This window comes from Streptomyces sp. BR1 (genome assembly GCF_052373795.1).
GTDB lineage: Bacteria > Actinomycetota > Actinomycetes > Streptomycetales > Streptomycetaceae > Streptomyces.
On sequence record NZ_CM126252.1, the window covers coordinates 6,698,459 to 6,714,618 of the forward strand.

Sequence of the window (16,160 nt, forward strand, 5' to 3'; positions counted from 1 at the left end):
GATCATTGCGCTGGTTTTCAGCCATCGGTACGAGCGGTATGCCGGGTCGTTTGTGCCGGATTGGTAATCTCGCCGTGTTGATCTTGGTGACGTCCCCGACGCACCCACCCCGCACGCCGGCGCGGCGTTCCCCGACGCCCCCGCCCGACCAGAATGCGAAAAGAATTGGCTCACCGTCAGCTTCGCCGTCGTTTCCGCCTCGCGGGTCACCTGGTGGCCGGCTCGGTCGTCCTCGCGGTACTGCCCGCGGCCCCCGCCCTCGCGGACTCAGGTGACACGCCGTCCGCCTCGGCGACCCCGCACCTCGACGCCGTGGAACAGGCCCTGCGCCAGGTCTCGCCCGGCCTGGAGAACAGTGTCTGGGAGCGCACCGCGGGCAATCGGCTCGACGCCTCCGCCGCTGACCCGTCCGACTGGCTGCTCCAGACCCCCGGCTGCTGGGGCGACGACAAGTGCGCCGACCGCGTGGGCACCAAGCGCCTGCTCGCCAAGATGACGGAGAACATCTCCAAGGCGACGCGCACGGTCGACATATCCACCCTCGCGCCGTTCCCCAACGGCGAGTTCGAGGACGCGATCGTCGACGGCCTCAAGGCCTCGGCCGCGTCCGGCAACAAGCTGAGGGTCCGCATCCTGGTCGGCGCCGCGCCGATCTACCACCTGAACGTGGTGCCGTCGAAGTACCGCGACGAGCTGACCGCCAAGCTGGGCAAGGCGGCCGAGAACATCACGCTCAACGTGGCGTCGATGACCACCTCGAAGACCGCGTTCTCGTGGAACCACTCCAAGCTGCTCGTGGTCGACAACCAGTCGGTCGTCACCGGTGGCATCAACGGCTGGAAGGACGACTACATCGACACCGCGCACCCGGTGTCGGACGTCGACCTCGCCCTTGAGGGACCCGCCGCCGGGTCCGCGGGCAAGTACCTCGACACGCTGTGGTCGTGGACGTGCCAGAACAAGTCCAACATCGTCAGCGTCTGGTTCGCCTCGTCCAACGGCGCCGGCTGTATGCCGTCGCTGGCCAAGGACGCCCCGGCGCCCGTGCCGGTCGACGGCAACGTCCCCGTCATCGCCGTCGGCGGCCTCGGTGTCGGCATCAAGGACAAGGACCCCGCCTCGGCGTTCCGCCCGACCCTGCCCACCGCCGCCGACACCAAGTGCGTGATCGGGCTGCACGACAACACCAACGCCGACCGCGACTACGACACGGTCAACCCCGAGGAGAGCGCCCTGCGCGCCCTAGTCGCGAGCGCGCGCGACCACATCGAGATCTCCCAGCAGGACCTCAACGCCACCTGCCCGCCGCTGCCGCGCTACGACATCCGGCTGTACGACGCGCTCGCCGCGAAGATGGCCGCCGGGGTGAAGGTACGTATCGTCGTCAGCGACCCCGCCAACCGCGGCGCCGTCGGCAGCGGCGGCTACTCGCAGATCAAGTCGCTCAACGAGATCAGCGACACCCTGCGCGACCGCCTCGCCCTGCTCACCGGCGACAAGGGCAAGGCCCGCACCTCGATGTGCTCCAGCCTCCAGCTGGCCACCTTCCGCAGCTCGGCCAACCCCACCTGGGCCGACGGCCACCCCTACGCCCAGCACCACAAGCTGGTCTCCGTCGACAACTCCGCCTTCTACCTCGGCTCGAAGAACCTGTACCCGTCGTGGCTCCAGGACTTCGGCTATGTGGTGGAGAGCCCGGACGCGGCCGCCCAGCTCCAGGCGAAGCTCCTCGCCCCGCAGTGGCAGTACTCGCAGGCGACCGCCACGTTCGACTACGAGCGCGGGATCTGCCAGGCCTGACCCCACGTCAGATCCTGTCGTCCACCCCCTCCAGGCGGGTGGGCGGCAGGAACTCGCGTACGTACGTACGTTTCCAGCACGCACCCGTCGTCCTCAGCTCGTGCCAACTCGTATAGCGATAGCGGAAGAGCCGGGCCCGGATGTACAGGGGCGGGCTGTCCGGCGGGAACGGGGAGCGGCGCAGCAGCCGCAGAGTGTCGCGGTCGTTCTCCAGCAGCCGCTCCACGAACGGGCCGAACCACGGCCGCGCATAGCCCGGTGAGAGCCCGGCGAACCACATCAGCCAGTCGAGCCGCAGATGGTACGGCGCGAACTGGCGCGGCCAGTACCGCAGTTCGCCGGGCTTCCCCTTGAACTCGTACTCCCGCCACTCCGAGTCCATGAGCGGCACCGGATCGTCGGTGCCCTCGACGACCACCTCGAACCGCAGCCGGCTGACACTGCCGAACGCGCCGTACGTGTTGACCAGGTGCAGCGGGTCGAAGGAGTAGTTCATGATCTGGCGGCGCGAGACCATGTTGCGGGCCGGGCGGTAACTCAGCACCAGCAGGAACGCGGCGACGGCCAGCACCACGACCTCGTACCAGATCGGTGTGCCCGAGAAGTGGTGGGCCGAGGTGAGCGGGGAGAAGTCGACGGCGGTCAGGGCCAGGGCGACCGTCGTCCAGTTCAGCCAGGAGAAGTTGCCCGACAGGATCAGCCACAGCTGGGTGAGGATCATCAGCGACGCGGCCGCCGTGGCGACGGGCTGTGGAGTGAACAGCAGGACCGGTACGAGGAGTTGGGTGACGTGGTTCGCGGCCACCTCCACCCGGTGGAACGGCTTGGGCAGATGGTGGAAGAACCAGCTCAGCGGGCCGGGCATCGGCTGGGTCTCATGGTGGTAGTACAGGCACGTGAGGTTGCGCCAGCACTCGTCGCCGCGCATCTTGATGAGCCCGGCCCCGAACTCCACCCGGAACAGAATCCAGCGCATCAGGAACAGCACCACGATCGGCGGCGCCACCTCGTCGTTCCCGAGGAACACCGCGAGGAAGCCCACCTCCAGGAGCAGTGACTCCCAGCCGAACGAGTACCAGGTCTGCCCCACGTTCACGATCGACAGATACAGCGCCCACGGCAGCAGCCACAACAGCATCGCGCCCCACAGCGGCACCCTGCCGTCCACCCCCGCCAGCAGCCCCACGGACACCAGCACGCCGGTCCACGCCCACCCCGCGAAGAACCGGTCCGAGTAGTGGAAGTGGAACACGCTCGGCGCCCGCCGGAACGGCATCCGCTCGACATACCAGGGCACCGGCAGCATGCCCCGCTCCCCGATCAGCGCACGGAACTGCAGCGCCGCGCCGAGGAACGCGACGAGGTAGATCGCGGCGAGCGTCCGCTGGAAGACCAGCCGGCTCAGCCAGTAGTCGGGTGCGACGAACCACTCCACGGTTTCATTGTGACGCTGAGTGACGCCGCGTGCCTGCGGAGCGGTCGGACGGCGTAGACGGGTGCCTCGGGGTCAGCGGGCTTTTCCCGCTTCCCGCAGGGCATCACCACCACGCACGCCCGTCGGCCCGCTCTCGCGGCGCTCCCAGCTCGTCCATGAGCCGTCCCCGGGCTGCTCGTGGACATATGGCCCGGCCATATGTCCACGGTACGCCCGTCCATTTCGCCCGTTGCCGCACGCGCGGCTCGCCGGATCGGGCACAGTCGGTACATGAACGGCTACGAAGACGGAGTACCGGCCTTTCTGACGTTCCGTGTGACGCCACAGGAAGGCCCGATCGCCGCATTCGCCGAACAGGAGGCATGGCAGGCGAGACAGCGGTACCCGGACATCCTGGGCGTGGGGGTTCCGGAGTTCTTCCACGCGCGCGAGTGCGAGCAGGGCGGCTGGGAGCTGTGCGAACACAGCACCGACACACCGCAGGGCGCGCGGGACTCGCTCGGCCATCGCTTCCGGATGGCGGCCAAGGGGGCCGAGGAGGCCGGGGACGACAAGGCGCGGCGCAAGTGGCTGGCGGCGGCCGGGCGCATGGACCGGGAGGTGATCGACGAGGTTCGCGTCCTGGGGGAGCGTTTCCGGATCGTACGGGCCTCGCGCTTCATCCGGATGGGGTCGGCGGGACCGGAACCCCCGCGCCCTTCGGACCCCGATCCGGCCGAGGTCGGAGAGGCCCACCGCCTGCCGTCGCGGACGAAGGGTTTCGTGATCGACCCGTACACCGGGACCGGCCTCGCGGACGGCATCCTCCGCCTGGACCTGGTCCACTTCGTCGGCTCGGCGCCGGGTGCGCCCCGGGAGGTGACGGAGGACGCCTGGCGGGCCGCCGAACGCTACCCGGGCGGAGTGCTGCTGCCCGCCGTCTTCATGGTCTCCGAGCGCGACGACGGGAAGTGGCGCGCCCATGACCCCGGGGCGTCCCACTCGACCCCACAGGGCGCGCGCGACTCGCTGACGGCCTGGCTGCGGGTGATGGCCCCGTTCACGTGCAAACTCGACGAGACCGAGCGTGCGGTGTTCGCGGAGGCGGCGGACCGCCTGGACGCCAAACGCTCCAACTCGCTTACGGTGGATGGTCATCGCCTCCGAGTGACCCGGGTCGAACGCCTGGTCCGCATCGGCCCCGACGGCCCCGAGGGCCCCCGCCCCTCCGACTTCGACCCCCAACCGCCCATCGAGGTCCACGTACGCCAACTCAAGGAACAGGGCCTGTGGGAGGAGGACGAGGACGTTCCGCACGAACTCGACGGGGACGCGCGGGAGTTCGCCCGGTTGTGGGAGCAGGAGCAGGCTCGGGTGGCCGAGGCGAAGGAGCGTCGGAGGCGGCCGGAGGGGTCGTGAGTCCGGGGCCGCCGCTGCGGGTGTGCCTCGCGGCGGCGGGTGCCGAGGCTGTGCTTGCTCCTGGCCGAAGGCCGCTCGCAGGGCGTACCCCGCAGGTGGGTGAACGGCCTGCCAGGTGCCGTGCTGCTCCAGCACCGCTCCACTGCCGTGACACCGGATCCGCCTAGGGTGCGGCTGGCTTGCGTCCGCACCGAGCGTGTCGACGGGGTGTCGGCGTCCCGACTGCGAGGATGCCGGGACCAGCCGATGCGGAAGTACGACGAAGCGAGGGCAGCATGTTCAGTGGCACGCACGCCATCTTCTACAGCATGGACGCCGATGCCGACCGGGCCTTCATCCGGGACGTGCTGGGCTTTCCGGGGGTGGACGCGGGCGAGGGCTGGCTGATCTTCAAACTGCCCCCCGCCGAACTCGCCGTCCACCCCACGACCGACGAACCCAAACACGAGCTGTACCTGATGTGCGACGACATCGCGGCGCAATTGGCCGAGCTCTCGGCGAAGGGCGTGGAGATCGTCCGCCCGGTGAACGACCGCCCCTGGGGCCGAATCGCCGCGATCCGCCTCCCCAGCGGAGCGGAACTCGCCTTCTATGAGCCGCGGCATCCGGTTGCGCACAGCCTCTGAGCAGGCGCTGAGAAGGCGCTCGGCTGGGCGAGGTCGCCCATGTCGCCGACTCACCGATTACCATCGGGTCCCGTGATCGTATGGCTCAACGGAACCCACGGCGCAGGCAAGACGACGACCAGTGCGTTTGTGCAGCAACTCATCCCGGATTCACGGGTGTTCGACGCCGAGAAGGTCGGCGAGATGCTCATGGACATCGCGCCAGGGCTGCCCGGGACCGACAACTTCCAGCACTGGCCGCCGTGGCGGCCGCTCGTGGTCGAGACCGCCCGCCGCGTACTCGACTACACCGGCGGCACCCTGGTGATGCCCATGACCGTCCTGGTCGAGCAGTACTGGCGGGAGATCAGCAGCGGTCTGGCCCAACACGCCATTCCAGTACGGCACTTCGTCCTCCACGCCGACCAGGACACCCTCCGTGGGCGTATCGCGGGCGACACCGTCATTGGCCCCAACTCCCCGTTTCGTCTCCAATACCTTGAGCCGTATGCCGAGGCAGCCCGCACGTGGCTGCACGGCGAGGCCGAGGTCGTCGACACCACACACCTCACGCCCGCCCAGGCCGCCGCGCAGATCGCGGAGGCCGTCAAGAGTTGAGGTCCACCAGAGGTCGTCCGCCTCTACGGCCACAGCAGATGCCGCTCCCACTCCGCGTCCGCCCGGGCGCGTTCGTAGCGCAGGCGGGTGTGGACGCGGGTTTCGGCGGCCTGCCAGAACTCCACCGATACGGGGGCGAGGGTGTAGAGGGTCCAGTCTTCGGCCACGAGCTGGGGGTTCTGGTCGACGCGCCGTGCTGACTCCGCGATGGCTTCGTCGCGGTGGGCGAGTGTGTCGAGGTGTTGGCTCTGGTGGCCCAGTAGGCCCTCGGCGCGGGCCGACGGGGAACGGGCCAGGAAATCGGCCGCGTTGCTGTCGGCGGAGCCGGTCGTCACCGCGCCCCTGATGCGGATCTGGCGGCCCCGGCCGGGCCAGTAGAAGGTCAGCGCGGCGCGAGGGTGTGCGGCCAGGTGGCGGCCCTTGGGGCTGGCCGCGTGTGCGGCGAACTGCCAGCCCGCCGCGTCCACGTTCTTCAGGATCAGCACCCTCGCCCATGGGTCGCCCCGCTCGTCCACCGTCGACAGGGCCATGGCGTGCGGGCCGGGCTCGCCCGCCTGCACCGCCTCGGTCAGCCACGCCAGGAACAGCTCGACCGGCTCGGCGGGAGCGGCCGCCGGGTCGAACGTCGGCAGACGGCTGGGGAAGGCGTCCAGGCTCCGCAGCCACGTCCGTACGCTGGTGGTGTCCTCGCTCGCAGCCATCGCGCTCCTCTTGTCGTTCGCCGTGCTTCGAACGTATCAACGGAAACCGACGTCTGTTTGGCCATGGTGCCCCCTCCAGGGTGCGGGCCGGCCCACTCCGCGACCCCGAGTACCTCCTCCGACGCGGACCGTGACCGGATCGTCGGCGGACGTCCTCGCCCCTCGCCCAGCCCGCGGGCGACAAGCGGAGCGGTTCCTACCGGTGCTCGCAATTCCTTGCCTGCCAGGGGGTCCCGGATGCATACGAAGCCCTTACCCTTGGGCGGGTAGCCTCGGTAAAGAGAAGCCAAAGAGGTGCGTGAGGCCACTGTCGTCCTCACGCACCACAGCGAAAGGCACGGCTTATGGCCCTCACCTTTGCGCACAGGGTCACCGCTCGACGCGCGTCCCTGCAGGATGTGAACGCGATCGTTCGCCTGCTCTCCGGTGACAACGGACTCCCGCCCGAAACCGCCGCTCTCGTCTCGGCCTCACAGGCCCAACTCCGCCTCATCCTGGCCCACTTCGGCCTGGAAACGGGCAAGGTGTGGGTCGCCGAGACCGGTTCCGGCGCACCCGAGGCGGCGGCGGTGTGGATTCCGCCCGGTGTCTCCATCGACGAGGACGAGCATCGGGCCCTGTTGCGACTGCACGGGCTGCGGCCCGCGCTGGTGCCCGCGCGCGACCATGAGGACCGCATACCGGGCGAGGAGGACCACTGGCTCCTCGCGGCCGTCGGGATAGCTCCCACCGCCCATCCGGGCGCCCTGGAAGCCGTCCTCGACCCGGTGCTGCGCACGGTGGACGCGGCGGGGCTGCCCGCCTACGCCACCGCGCCCGCCTCCTTCCAGGCGGAGCTCCTGGCGACCTTCGGCTTCGAGCCGTGCACCTCCGGGCCGACGCGCCCGGAGCCCCGGCTGCGCCGCCCGCCCAGGGCCGCGTTCACCGGCTGACGCCGTAGGCGAGTACGGCCGCTGCCCCGGACTGCGATCGCAGTCCGGGGCAGCGGCCGTTACGGTCGGGCGAAGCGTTACTGCAGCAGTCCCTCGGCCTTGCACGCCGCCTTGTACTTCGGCGTGCAGATCTCGTCGATCGTGTAGAGGCCGTCGCTGACGACGGTGGAGCGGATGTTGTCCTTGATCACGGCCACGATCGGGACCAGCGCGGTGGGGATGTCGCTGGCGGTCGGGCTGTTGGTCTTGGAGTTGGCGATCGGCGTGACGCTCTGGCCCTTGGCGAGCGCCACGGCCATCTGCGCGGCGATCGGGCTCTCCTCCGCGTACGACTTGTAGACGCTCATGTACTGCTCGCCCGCGACGATGCGCTGGACTCCGGCGAGGTCCGTGTCCTGGCCGGTGACCGGCGGGAGCTTGGAGACGCCGGCGGCCTTGAGCGCGCTGATGACGCCGCCCGCCAGGCCGTCGTTGGCCGAGTAGACACCGATGATCTTGTCCTTGCCCAGGGCCGAGATCGCGGTCCGCATGTTCGCGGCGGCGTTCTCCGGCTTCCAGTCCTTGGTGTCGTACTCCTTGCCGATGTTCACCTTCCCGTCCAGCTCGGTGTGCGCGCCCTTCTTGAACTGGGCCGCGTTCGGGTCGGTGCGGGCGCCGTTCATCATGACGATCTGGCCGTCCTTGGCGCTCGCGCCCAGCTTGTCCAGCAGGGCACGGGCCTGGACGTGGCCGACGTCCTCGTTGTCGAACGAGACGTACGCGTCGACCGGGCCCTCCGCGAGGCGGTCGAAGGAGACGACGGGGATGCCCGCGTCCTTGGCCTTCTTGATCGCTCCGCCGATGCTCTTGGAGTCCACGGCGTCGATGATCAACGCGTCGACCTTCTTGGCGATCATGTCGTCGACCTGCTGGTTCTGCCGCGCCGCGTCCTGCTCCGCGTTCGCGTAGATGACCTGACCCTTGTTGCTGGTCAGCTCGCCGACCATCTTCTCGATGAGCGGCTTGTCCGACTTCTCGTAGCGAGCAGCCTGCTTCTCCGGCAGCAGCAGACCTATCTTGAGGTCCTTCTTCTTGCCGGCTCCGCCGGCCTTGTCGCCGGACTGGCTCCCACCGCCGCATGCGGCGAGGGTGACGGCCATCGCGACGACACCCACGGTCATCGCTCCACGGCCGGTACGCGTGCTCACTTAGAAACAACCTCCCTGACATGGCCGCTTAAATATCGGCCGAGGTGGCTGGAAGCCAACCCTCCATTCGTGATGGCGTCAAGAAGTTAGCTCTTAACGAGATGACAACGGAATTATCCGTTACGGGCCCGACGGCCCAAATCTGCCTGGCAATTCGGGCTGAAAGGGTCGTGCGGGGGGATTTCGTTTGCCCGGATATTTCCTGATGGTTCGTCAGTTTGACACCTCGTCGAGTGGCTACTCCCCAGTTCGCGCGCGGTTGCGGCGCCGACCGGCGCCCATGTGGTCTGGTCGCGGTGGTGATCCTTCACCTTGAATACAACTAACGGGAAGGATCGCCTGGAAGTGTTCATTTATTGAACGAATCGGATTGTTGATCATGGCATGAATGGTCTATACCTCAACCCCGCGCATTCCGCGGTCCGAGATCAAATACCCGTGCGGCTATTGGTGGTTGTGAAGACTTTGATGCAGGCCAGATGTTCGGAGCCTGAAGTCTTGACGTGTCCATGGTGGGGTCCTAGCTTCACGCCCTGAAGAAAGGTGGGAGCCCATGACGATTCCCAGAACCACGTCCTTGGTGGCCGTCGGCGCGCTCGCCGCCGCCCTCGCCTCCGGTGTCACCTTCGCGCCCAGGGCCGGGGCGGCCGCGCTGCCCACCGGGCTGGTCACTGTGTCCGCGCGGCACAGCGGTAAATGCGTGGACGCGGCGTCGGCGGGCACCGCCAACGGCACCGCCGTCCAGCAGTACGGCTGCAACGGAACCGCCGCCCAGCAGTGGCAGTTCCGGGCCACCGGCGACGGCTACGTACAGGTCGACAACCGCAACGACGCCACCAAGGTGTGGGACGTCACCGATGTCTCCACGGCCGACAGCGCACCCGTCCAGCTCTGGGCGTACGGCGGCGGCGACAACCAGCAGTGGCAGCCCGTACGGGAGGCCAGCGGCGCGTACCACTTCGTCAACCGGCACAGCGGCAAGTGCCTCGACGTGCCCGGCGCCTCCACCGCCGACGGCGCGCGCATCCAGCAGTACACCTGCAACGGCAGCGCTGCCCAGTCGTTCGACGTGAGCCCCGTCGACACCGCGCCGCCCACCGGCGACACCCCGGACCTCGGGCCCAACGTCTCGGTCTTCGACCCGTCGATGTCCTCGGCCGCCATCCAGAGCCGACTCGACCAGGTCTTCGGCCAGCAGGAGACCAACCAGTTCGGCGCGCAGCGCTATGCCCTGCTCTTCAAGCCGGGCAGCTACAACGTGGACGCCAACGTCGGCTTCTACACCCAGGTGGCCGGCCTCGGTCTGTCGCCGGACGCGGTGACCATCAACGGCGCTGTGCACGCCGAGGCCGACTGGTTCCAGGGCAACGCCACCCAGAACTTCTGGCGCTCCGCCGAGAACCTGTCGGTCACGCCGAACGGCGGCAGCAACCGCTGGGCGGTCTCCCAGGCGGCCCCGTACCGCCGGATGCATCTGCGCGGCGACCTTCAGCTGGACGACGGCGGCTGGTCGAGCGGCGGGTTCATCGCCGACTCCGAAATCGACGGGCAGGTGCGCTCCGGTTCGCAGCAGCAGTGGCTCTCCCGCAACAGCCAGTGGGGCAGCTGGAACGGCGCCAACTGGAACATGGTCTTCGTCGGCGACACCAACGCCCCGGCCAACACCTTCCCCAACCCGCCCTACACCACCGTGCCGCAGAGCCCCGTGACGCGCGAGAAACCGTTCCTCTACGTGGACGGCGCGGGCGCGTACAAGGTGTTCGTGCCCGCCCTGCGTACCGACACCCAGGGCACGACCTGGGCGAACGGGACCCCGGCGGGCAGCTCGCTGCCGATCGACCAGTTCTACATCGTCAAGCCCGGCGCCACGGCGGCGGACATCAACGGCGCGCTGGGGCAGGGCAAGAACCTCCTGTTCACGCCGGGCGTGTACCACCTCGACCAGACGATCGACGTGAACCGCCCGGACACCGTGGTGCTCGGCCTGGGCCTGGCCACCCTGGTCCCGGACAACGGGATCACCGCGATGAACGTCGCCGACGTCGACGGGGTGAAGGTCGCCGGACTGCTCATCGACGCCGGACCCGTCGACTCCCCGCTCCTGATGCGGGTGGGCGCCGCGGGCTCGACCGCCCGGCACACCGCCGACCCGACCTCGCTGCACGACGTCTTCTTCCGCATCGGCGGCGCGGGCGTCGGCAAGGCCACCCAGACCCTCGTCGTGAACAGCTCGGACGTCATCGGCGACCACATGTGGTTGTGGCGCGCCGACCATGGCAGCGGGGTGGGCTGGGACAGCAACACGGCCGCGAACGGTCTGGTCGTCAACGGGAGCGACGTGACGATGTACGGCCTGTTCGTCGAGCACTACCAGCAGCACCAGGTGATCTGGAACGGGGACGGCGGACGTACGTACTTCTTCCAGAACGAGATGCCGTACGACCCGCCGAACCAGGCCGCGTGGATGAACGGCTCGACGCGCGGTTACGACGCGTACAAGGTGGCCGGTTCCGTGACCCGGCACGAGGCGTGGGGCTTGGGCAGCTACTGCTACTTCAGCAGCGACCCCTCGGTGGTGGCCGATCGCGCCTTCGAGGCGCCGACCGCGCCGGGCGTCCGCTTCCACGACATGGTGACCGTGTCGCTGGGCGGTAAGGGGACGATCGGGCACGTCATCAACGACTCGGGTGGAACGGCCAATTCGGGTACGAATGTGGTGAATCTGGTTTCCGGGCCCTGAGCTCGGGCCCGGGTGGACATCGGGTGGCACCACGTGGCGCCAGGTGGTGCCACGTGGTGCCATCTCTTGCGTCCGGAGGTGCCTGGGTGCCTGTGGTGCCACGATGGCTCAAGTCGATTCCATCGCGTTTCTGCAGGTCAGAGTGGCTAGACTTAGTCGTACCCCACGTGATGTGCCGCCAGTGCTTGCGTATGGCGCCATAGTGGTGCCATGATGGCGTCATGGACCTCACGCCGTATGTCGACACTCTCCGCCGCGAACTCGCGGTGGCCGCCGAAGCCGGCGGGGACGATGCCCGCGAGCTGGCCGAGCGGCTCACCGCCCCGCTGGAGTCGGCGACTCGTCTGACCATGCTCAATGTGCTCTCCGCCGCGATGGATGAGGTCACCCGCGAGCTCGCCCCGGGCTCCGTCGACGTACGGCTGCGCGGGCTCGACCCCGACTTCGTGGTGATGCTGCCGATCGCCCATGGCAGCCCCATGGAAGAAGCGGTCGCCGAGCCCGTCGAACCGCTCGCGGCACAGGTGCCCGTCGAGGGGGACGAGGGCGGCACCGCCCGCGTCAATCTGCGCCTTCCGGCCCACCTCAAGGCGCGTGCCGAAGAGGCCGCGAGCCGCGAGGGCCTGTCGGTCAACGCGTGGCTGGTGCGGGCCGTGTCCGCCGCGGTCGAGGGCGGGACCGCGCCGCGTACCGCACGTACGGCGGAGAAGACCCGCACCATCGGACAGAGCTTCACGGGCTGGGTGCGCTAGCCGCGCCCGCCCGCACCGCCTCACTTCACCCACACCACGTCCCACCTGCGGGGACGATCCCAAGACCCAAGAGGACGGAACAGTCATGCCTTCTTTCGACACTCCTCAGCCCATCTCGGTCACCGCCAACGTGGCCGCCGGTTCCATCCAGTTCTCCGCGAGCGACCGCCTCGACACCGTCGTCGAGGTGATGCCCCGCGACCCGAAGAAGGACAGGGACGTGCGGGCCGCCGAGCAGACCGAGGTCATGTACTCGGGCGGCGAGCTGATCGTCAGGACGCCCAAGGGGCGCTACCTCGTCGGGCCCAGCGGCGTCGTCGACGTGACCGTCGAACTGCCCACGGGCTCACGGATCGACATGACCGGCGCCTGGGCCCAGGTGGTCGGCGAGGGCCGGCTCGGCGAGGTCCATGTGAAGACCTCGTCCGGCGACGTCCGCCTCGACACCACCGGGCCGCTCCAGCTGACCGCCTCCCACGGCTCGATCACCGTCGACCGGATCGAGGGCGCGGCCGAGATCACCACCAGCTCCGGCAGCCTGCGCGTCGGCAGCGTCGACGGCTCCGCCGTCCTGAAGAACTCGCACGGCAACACGACCATCGGCACCGCGACCGGCGACGTGAAGGTGAGCGGCGCCAACGGCGACATCGACATCGCGTGCGCCGAGGGCTCGGTCTCCGCCACCACCGCGCACGGCACGCTGCGCGTCGGCGATGTCGCCCGCGGCATCGTGCAGTTGGAGACCGCGTACGGCGCCATCGAGATCGGCATCCGCGAGGGCACCGCCGCCTGGCTCGAAGCCAGCTCCGGCCACGGGCAGGTGCGCAACACGCTCACCTCGTCCGAGACCCCGGACAAGACCGAGGAGACCGTCGAGGTCCGCGCCCGGACCCGCTACGGCAACATCGACGTCCGCCGCGCCCGCGCCTGAAGCCTCGACGTCCGCCGCGCCCGGGCCTGAGTGCTCACCTCAGGCCCCCGTCCCTCTCCCATCCTTCGACCAGGAGGGCGCCATGCCTTCTTCTGTCATGCCCATGCCCACTCCTCGGCGGGACGGTTCGCAGTCGCCCGCCGCCGTCTCCACCATCGGTCTGCGCAAGTCGTACGGCGACAAGACCGTGCTCGACGGCATCGATCTGCGCATCCCGGCCGGGTCCGTGTTCGCGCTGCTCGGGCCCAACGGCGCCGGCAAGACCACCACCGTGCAGATCCTGTCCACGCTCATCGCCGCCGACGGCGGACAGGCCCAGGTCGCGGGCCACGACGTCACCACGTCGCCGGACGGGGTGCGCGCCGCGATCGGTGTCACCGGGCAGTTCTCCGCGCTCGACGATCTGCTCACCGCCGAGGAGAACCTGCTCCTCATGGCCGACCTGCTGCGCCTCGGCAAGCGCGAAGGGCGCTTCCGCGCACAGGCGTTGCTTGAGCGCTTCGACATCGCGGATGTCGCGCACAAGCGGGCCGCGACCTTCTCCGGCGGTATGCGGCGCCGTCTCGACCTCGCCATGACGCTGGTCGGCGACCCTCAGGTGATCTTCCTGGACGAGCCGACGACCGGGCTCGACCCGCGCAGTCGCCGCACCATGTACGACATCGTGCGCGAGCTGGTCGCGGGCGGCACCACCGTCTTCCTCACCACCCAATACCTCGACGAGGCCGACCAGTTGGCCGACCGGATCGCCGTCCTCGACGGCGGCCGGATCGTCGCCGAGGGCACCGCCGACGAGCTCAAGGCGCGGATCCCCGGCAGCCATGTACGGCTGCGGTTCACCGACCCCGACGAGTACGAGCGCGCGGCCGCCGCCTTCCCGGGAGCTGCCCGCGACGACGAGAACCTCGCTCTGCGCGTGGCGGGCGACGGCGGCCTCGACGCGCTGCGCACCCTGCTCGACCGGCTCGACGCCGTCGGCATCCGGGCCGCCGACTTCTCCATGCACACCCCCGACCTCGACGACGTGTTCCTCGCCCTGACCGGCGACGGCGGCACCGGAACCTCCCTCCACGTCAAGGAGACCCTGCGATGAGCACCCTCACGTACGCCGTGCACGACTCGATGACGATGCTGCGGCGCAACCTCAAGCACGCGATCCGCTATCCGGCCGTGGGGTTCGGCAGCGCGATGACGCCGATCCTGATGCTGCTGCTCTTCGTGTACGCCTTCGGTGACTCGATCGGCGCCGGCATCGGCGGCGGGGGCCGGGACGCGTATGTGAACTATCTGACGCCCGGCATCATCGTCATGGGGGTGGCGGCCGGTTCGATGTCGACCTCGATCGCGGTCTGCTCCGACATGACCGAGGGCATCATCAACCGCTTCCGCACCATGAACATCACCCGGTCGTCGTTCATGACGGGCCATGTCATCGGCAGCGTCGTGCAGACGATGGTGTGCATGGTCCTGGTGGTGGGCGTCGCGCTCGCCGTCGGGTTCCGGTCGTCCGCGAGCCCACTGGAGTGGCTGGCCGCCGCCGGACTCCTCGCGGCCATCGCGTTCGCGGTGACCTGGCTGGCCGCGGCGCTCGGTCTGAAGTCCAAGACCGTCGAGTCCGCGAGCAACAAGCCGCTGCTGATCCAGTTCCTGCCGTTCCTCGGCTCGGCGTTCGTGCCGGCCGACTCGATGTCGCCGGGCCTGCGCTGGTTCGCCGAGAACCAGCCGTTCACACCGATGACCGAGACGCTGCGCGGACTGCTCTGCGGCTCGGAGATAGGCAACAACGGCTGGATCTCTCTGGCCTGGTGTGCGGGCCTCACCCTGGTCGGCTACGTCTGGTCGCGTTCACTGTTCAACAGCACCACCAAGCGCTGAAAGCACACGTGCACCAACTACCGGTAGTTCGGCCACGACTTGTCCGAAATCCGAAGCATGGGGCGCTGACGTGCGGCGGGAGGCCCGGCATGACCTCAAGTGGCCGTGGACGGTGTGCAATTCACCCCGGTGGGCGGACGAGCGCGGGCTACGCTCATGTGGTGACCGGGGGAGTTGAAACGATCGGCCGCGCCCTGCTGGGCGAGGCGACGGACGCGGTGACCGTGCCGGATCTCGGGCGGGCGCTCTCGGACGAGCTGGGCCGGCTCGTGCCGCACGACGGATATGTGCTGGCCGGGCTGGATCCGCTGGCCCGGGCCAGCTGCCTGTTCACCAAGGAGCACGGCTACAACGAGGTGTCCGAGCGCCGGATGGCGGTGGCCGACGCCGAGGCCCACGACGTCGAGCGCCTCCTCGCGGGTTCCCGGGTCGGGATAAGAGTGGGGCACGGGCATCGCGTACGACTGGGCAATGTCACCGTCCCCGAGGGGTTCGGCGGTGAGCTGCGGATCGCGCTCACGCAGGCGCGGGTCGCATGGGGCGGGCTCATTCTCGTACGGGAGAAGGGGAGTTCGCCGTTCTCCGCCGATGAGGCGGCCGACGCGGACGCGCTCGCCCAGCCACTCGCCGCCGCGCTGCGGCGGTTCGTCGCCGGGATGCCGCTGCGGCCCTCGCGCTACAGCCTGTCGCCCGGCGTCGCCGTCGTCGGCGCCGACGACAAGGTCACCTCGGCGACGCCCTCGGCCCATGAATGGATGCGGCTGCTCGCCCCCGAGGCCACCACGACCGACGAGGGCGATCTGGCCGCCACCGTCTGGAACGTCGCCCATCTCGCCCGAAGGGCGGGCGGACAGGCGCTGAGCCGGATCCCGACCCGCGACGGCTGGATCGCGCTGCACGGGCAGCTGCTCGAAGGCCCGGAGGCGGGCGCGGTGGCCGTCACGATCCAACCCGCCCCGGGCCGCACGCTGTTGCCGGCCGTCTCGGTCTGGTACGGGATCACCACCCGGGAGCGGGCCGTGCTGGAGGAGGTCCTGGAGGGCCTGCCCACCAAGCACATCGCCCGCCGCCTCGACCTCTCCCCGCACACCGTCAACGACCACCTCAAGGCGATCTACCGCAAGACGGGTGTCAACAGCCGGGAAGAGCTGCTGACGGGCTTGGCCTGACGGCCGCGTACCGCTGG

The 16,160-nt window shown here is 69.2% G+C and carries 14 protein-coding genes; 11 read left to right on the forward strand and 3 right to left on the reverse strand.

The window, feature by feature from the left end; translation table 11 throughout:
• The first annotated feature begins 165 nt into the window (after positions 1-165).
• Complete coding sequence (locus ACT1U9_RS29495) at positions 166-1,800, forward strand: phospholipase D-like domain-containing protein (RefSeq protein WP_444535660.1); 1,635 nt, start codon at positions 166-168, stop codon at positions 1,798-1,800.
• Positions 1,801-1,807: 7 nt separating this feature from the next.
• Here the strand turns inward: ACT1U9_RS29495 and ACT1U9_RS29500 are convergent, their stop codons facing one another.
• Entirely contained in the window at positions 1,808-3,235 is a 1,428-nt protein-coding gene (locus ACT1U9_RS29500; RefSeq protein ID WP_444535661.1) for a lipase maturation factor family protein, read from the reverse strand.
• Between the two features lie 270 nt (positions 3,236-3,505).
• On the opposite strand from ACT1U9_RS29500, the gene ACT1U9_RS29505 reads away from it, so the two are divergent.
• The 3 genes from ACT1U9_RS29505 (at position 3,506) to ACT1U9_RS29515 (ending at position 5,856) form a co-directional block, all read left to right on the forward strand.
• Positions 3,506-4,633 carry a DUF5954 family protein gene (locus ACT1U9_RS29505; protein WP_444535662.1) on the forward strand — a complete coding sequence of 376 codons (1,128 nt, stop codon included), beginning with the start codon at positions 3,506-3,508 and terminating at the stop codon, positions 4,631-4,633.
• A gap of 275 nt (positions 4,634-4,908) precedes the next feature.
• A complete protein-coding gene (locus tag ACT1U9_RS29510) occupies positions 4,909-5,259 on the forward strand; it encodes a VOC family protein (protein WP_444535663.1) in 351 nt (116 codons plus the stop codon).
• A 72-nt stretch (positions 5,260-5,331) separates the two neighbouring features.
• Entirely contained in the window at positions 5,332-5,856 is a 525-nt protein-coding gene (locus tag ACT1U9_RS29515; RefSeq protein WP_444535664.1) for an ATP-binding protein, read from the forward strand.
• A gap of 23 nt (positions 5,857-5,879) precedes the next feature.
• On the opposite strand, the gene ACT1U9_RS29520 is transcribed toward ACT1U9_RS29515, so the two are convergent.
• Positions 5,880-6,557, reverse strand: a complete 678-nt coding sequence (locus tag ACT1U9_RS29520; protein WP_444535665.1) for a pyridoxine/pyridoxamine 5'-phosphate oxidase — start codon at positions 6,555-6,557, stop codon at positions 5,880-5,882.
• A 398-nt stretch (positions 6,558-6,955) separates the two neighbouring features.
• Here ACT1U9_RS29520 and ACT1U9_RS29525 point away from each other — a divergent pair, with 398 nt between their 5' ends.
• Positions 6,956-7,489 (forward strand): hypothetical protein, encoded by a 534-nt coding sequence (locus tag ACT1U9_RS29525; RefSeq protein ID WP_444535666.1) that lies wholly within the window; start codon positions 6,956-6,958, stop codon positions 7,487-7,489.
• Between the two features lie 77 nt (positions 7,490-7,566).
• Here ACT1U9_RS29525 and ACT1U9_RS29530 read toward each other — a convergent pair whose 3' ends face one another.
• Positions 7,567-8,676: a sugar ABC transporter substrate-binding protein gene (locus tag ACT1U9_RS29530; RefSeq protein WP_444535667.1), complete on the reverse strand. Its 1,110-nt coding sequence runs from the start codon at positions 8,674-8,676 to the stop codon at positions 7,567-7,569.
• Between the two features lie 553 nt (positions 8,677-9,229).
• Here ACT1U9_RS29530 and ACT1U9_RS29535 point away from each other — a divergent pair.
• From ACT1U9_RS29535 to ACT1U9_RS29560, 6 genes are all read left to right on the forward strand, one after another.
• Positions 9,230-11,416 carry an RICIN domain-containing protein gene (locus ACT1U9_RS29535; protein WP_444535668.1) on the forward strand — a complete coding sequence of 729 codons (2,187 nt, stop codon included), beginning with the start codon at positions 9,230-9,232 and terminating at the stop codon, positions 11,414-11,416.
• A 221-nt stretch (positions 11,417-11,637) separates the two neighbouring features.
• Positions 11,638-12,168 carry a hypothetical protein gene (locus ACT1U9_RS29540; RefSeq protein WP_444535669.1) on the forward strand — a complete coding sequence of 177 codons (531 nt, stop codon included), beginning with the start codon at positions 11,638-11,640 and terminating at the stop codon, positions 12,166-12,168.
• Positions 12,169-12,253: 85 nt separating this feature from the next.
• A complete protein-coding gene (locus ACT1U9_RS29545; RefSeq protein WP_444535670.1) occupies positions 12,254-13,099 on the forward strand; it encodes a DUF4097 family beta strand repeat-containing protein in 846 nt (281 codons plus the stop codon).
• 103 nt (positions 13,100-13,202) lie between these two features.
• Positions 13,203-14,192, forward strand: coding sequence for an ATP-binding cassette domain-containing protein (locus tag ACT1U9_RS29550; RefSeq protein WP_444539285.1), 990 nt, complete (start codon positions 13,203-13,205; stop codon positions 14,190-14,192).
• On the forward strand, positions 14,189-14,974 hold the full coding sequence (locus ACT1U9_RS29555) for an ABC transporter permease (protein ID WP_444535671.1): 786 nt from the start codon (positions 14,189-14,191) through the stop codon (positions 14,972-14,974). Before ACT1U9_RS29550 ends, ACT1U9_RS29555 begins: the two co-directional genes overlap by 4 nt.
• A gap of 161 nt (positions 14,975-15,135) precedes the next feature.
• Positions 15,136-16,143 (forward strand): helix-turn-helix transcriptional regulator, encoded by a 1,008-nt coding sequence (locus tag ACT1U9_RS29560; protein WP_444535672.1) that lies wholly within the window; start codon positions 15,136-15,138, stop codon positions 16,141-16,143.
• Positions 16,144-16,160 lie beyond the last annotated feature (17 nt).

Excerpts from the sequence above, each read along its gene's own strand:
- ACT1U9_RS29505 (WP_444535662.1), top strand. The coding sequence starts at position 3,506 with ATGAACGGCTACGAAGACGGAGTACCGGCCTTTCTGACGTTCCGTGTG.
- ACT1U9_RS29510 (WP_444535663.1), top strand. The coding sequence starts at position 4,909 with ATGTTCAGTGGCACGCACGCCATCTTCTACAGCATGGACGCCGATGCC.
- ACT1U9_RS29520 (WP_444535665.1), bottom strand. The coding sequence starts at position 6,557 with ATGGCTGCGAGCGAGGACACCACCAGCGTACGGACGTGGCTGCGGAGC.
- ACT1U9_RS29535 (WP_444535668.1), top strand. The coding sequence starts at position 9,230 with ATGACGATTCCCAGAACCACGTCCTTGGTGGCCGTCGGCGCGCTCGCC.
- ACT1U9_RS29540 (WP_444535669.1), top strand. The coding sequence starts at position 11,638 with ATGGACCTCACGCCGTATGTCGACACTCTCCGCCGCGAACTCGCGGTG.
- ACT1U9_RS29545 (WP_444535670.1), top strand. The coding sequence starts at position 12,254 with ATGCCTTCTTTCGACACTCCTCAGCCCATCTCGGTCACCGCCAACGTG.
- ACT1U9_RS29550 (WP_444539285.1), top strand. The coding sequence starts at position 13,203 with ATGCCCACTCCTCGGCGGGACGGTTCGCAGTCGCCCGCCGCCGTCTCC.
- ACT1U9_RS29555 (WP_444535671.1), top strand. The coding sequence starts at position 14,189 with ATGAGCACCCTCACGTACGCCGTGCACGACTCGATGACGATGCTGCGG.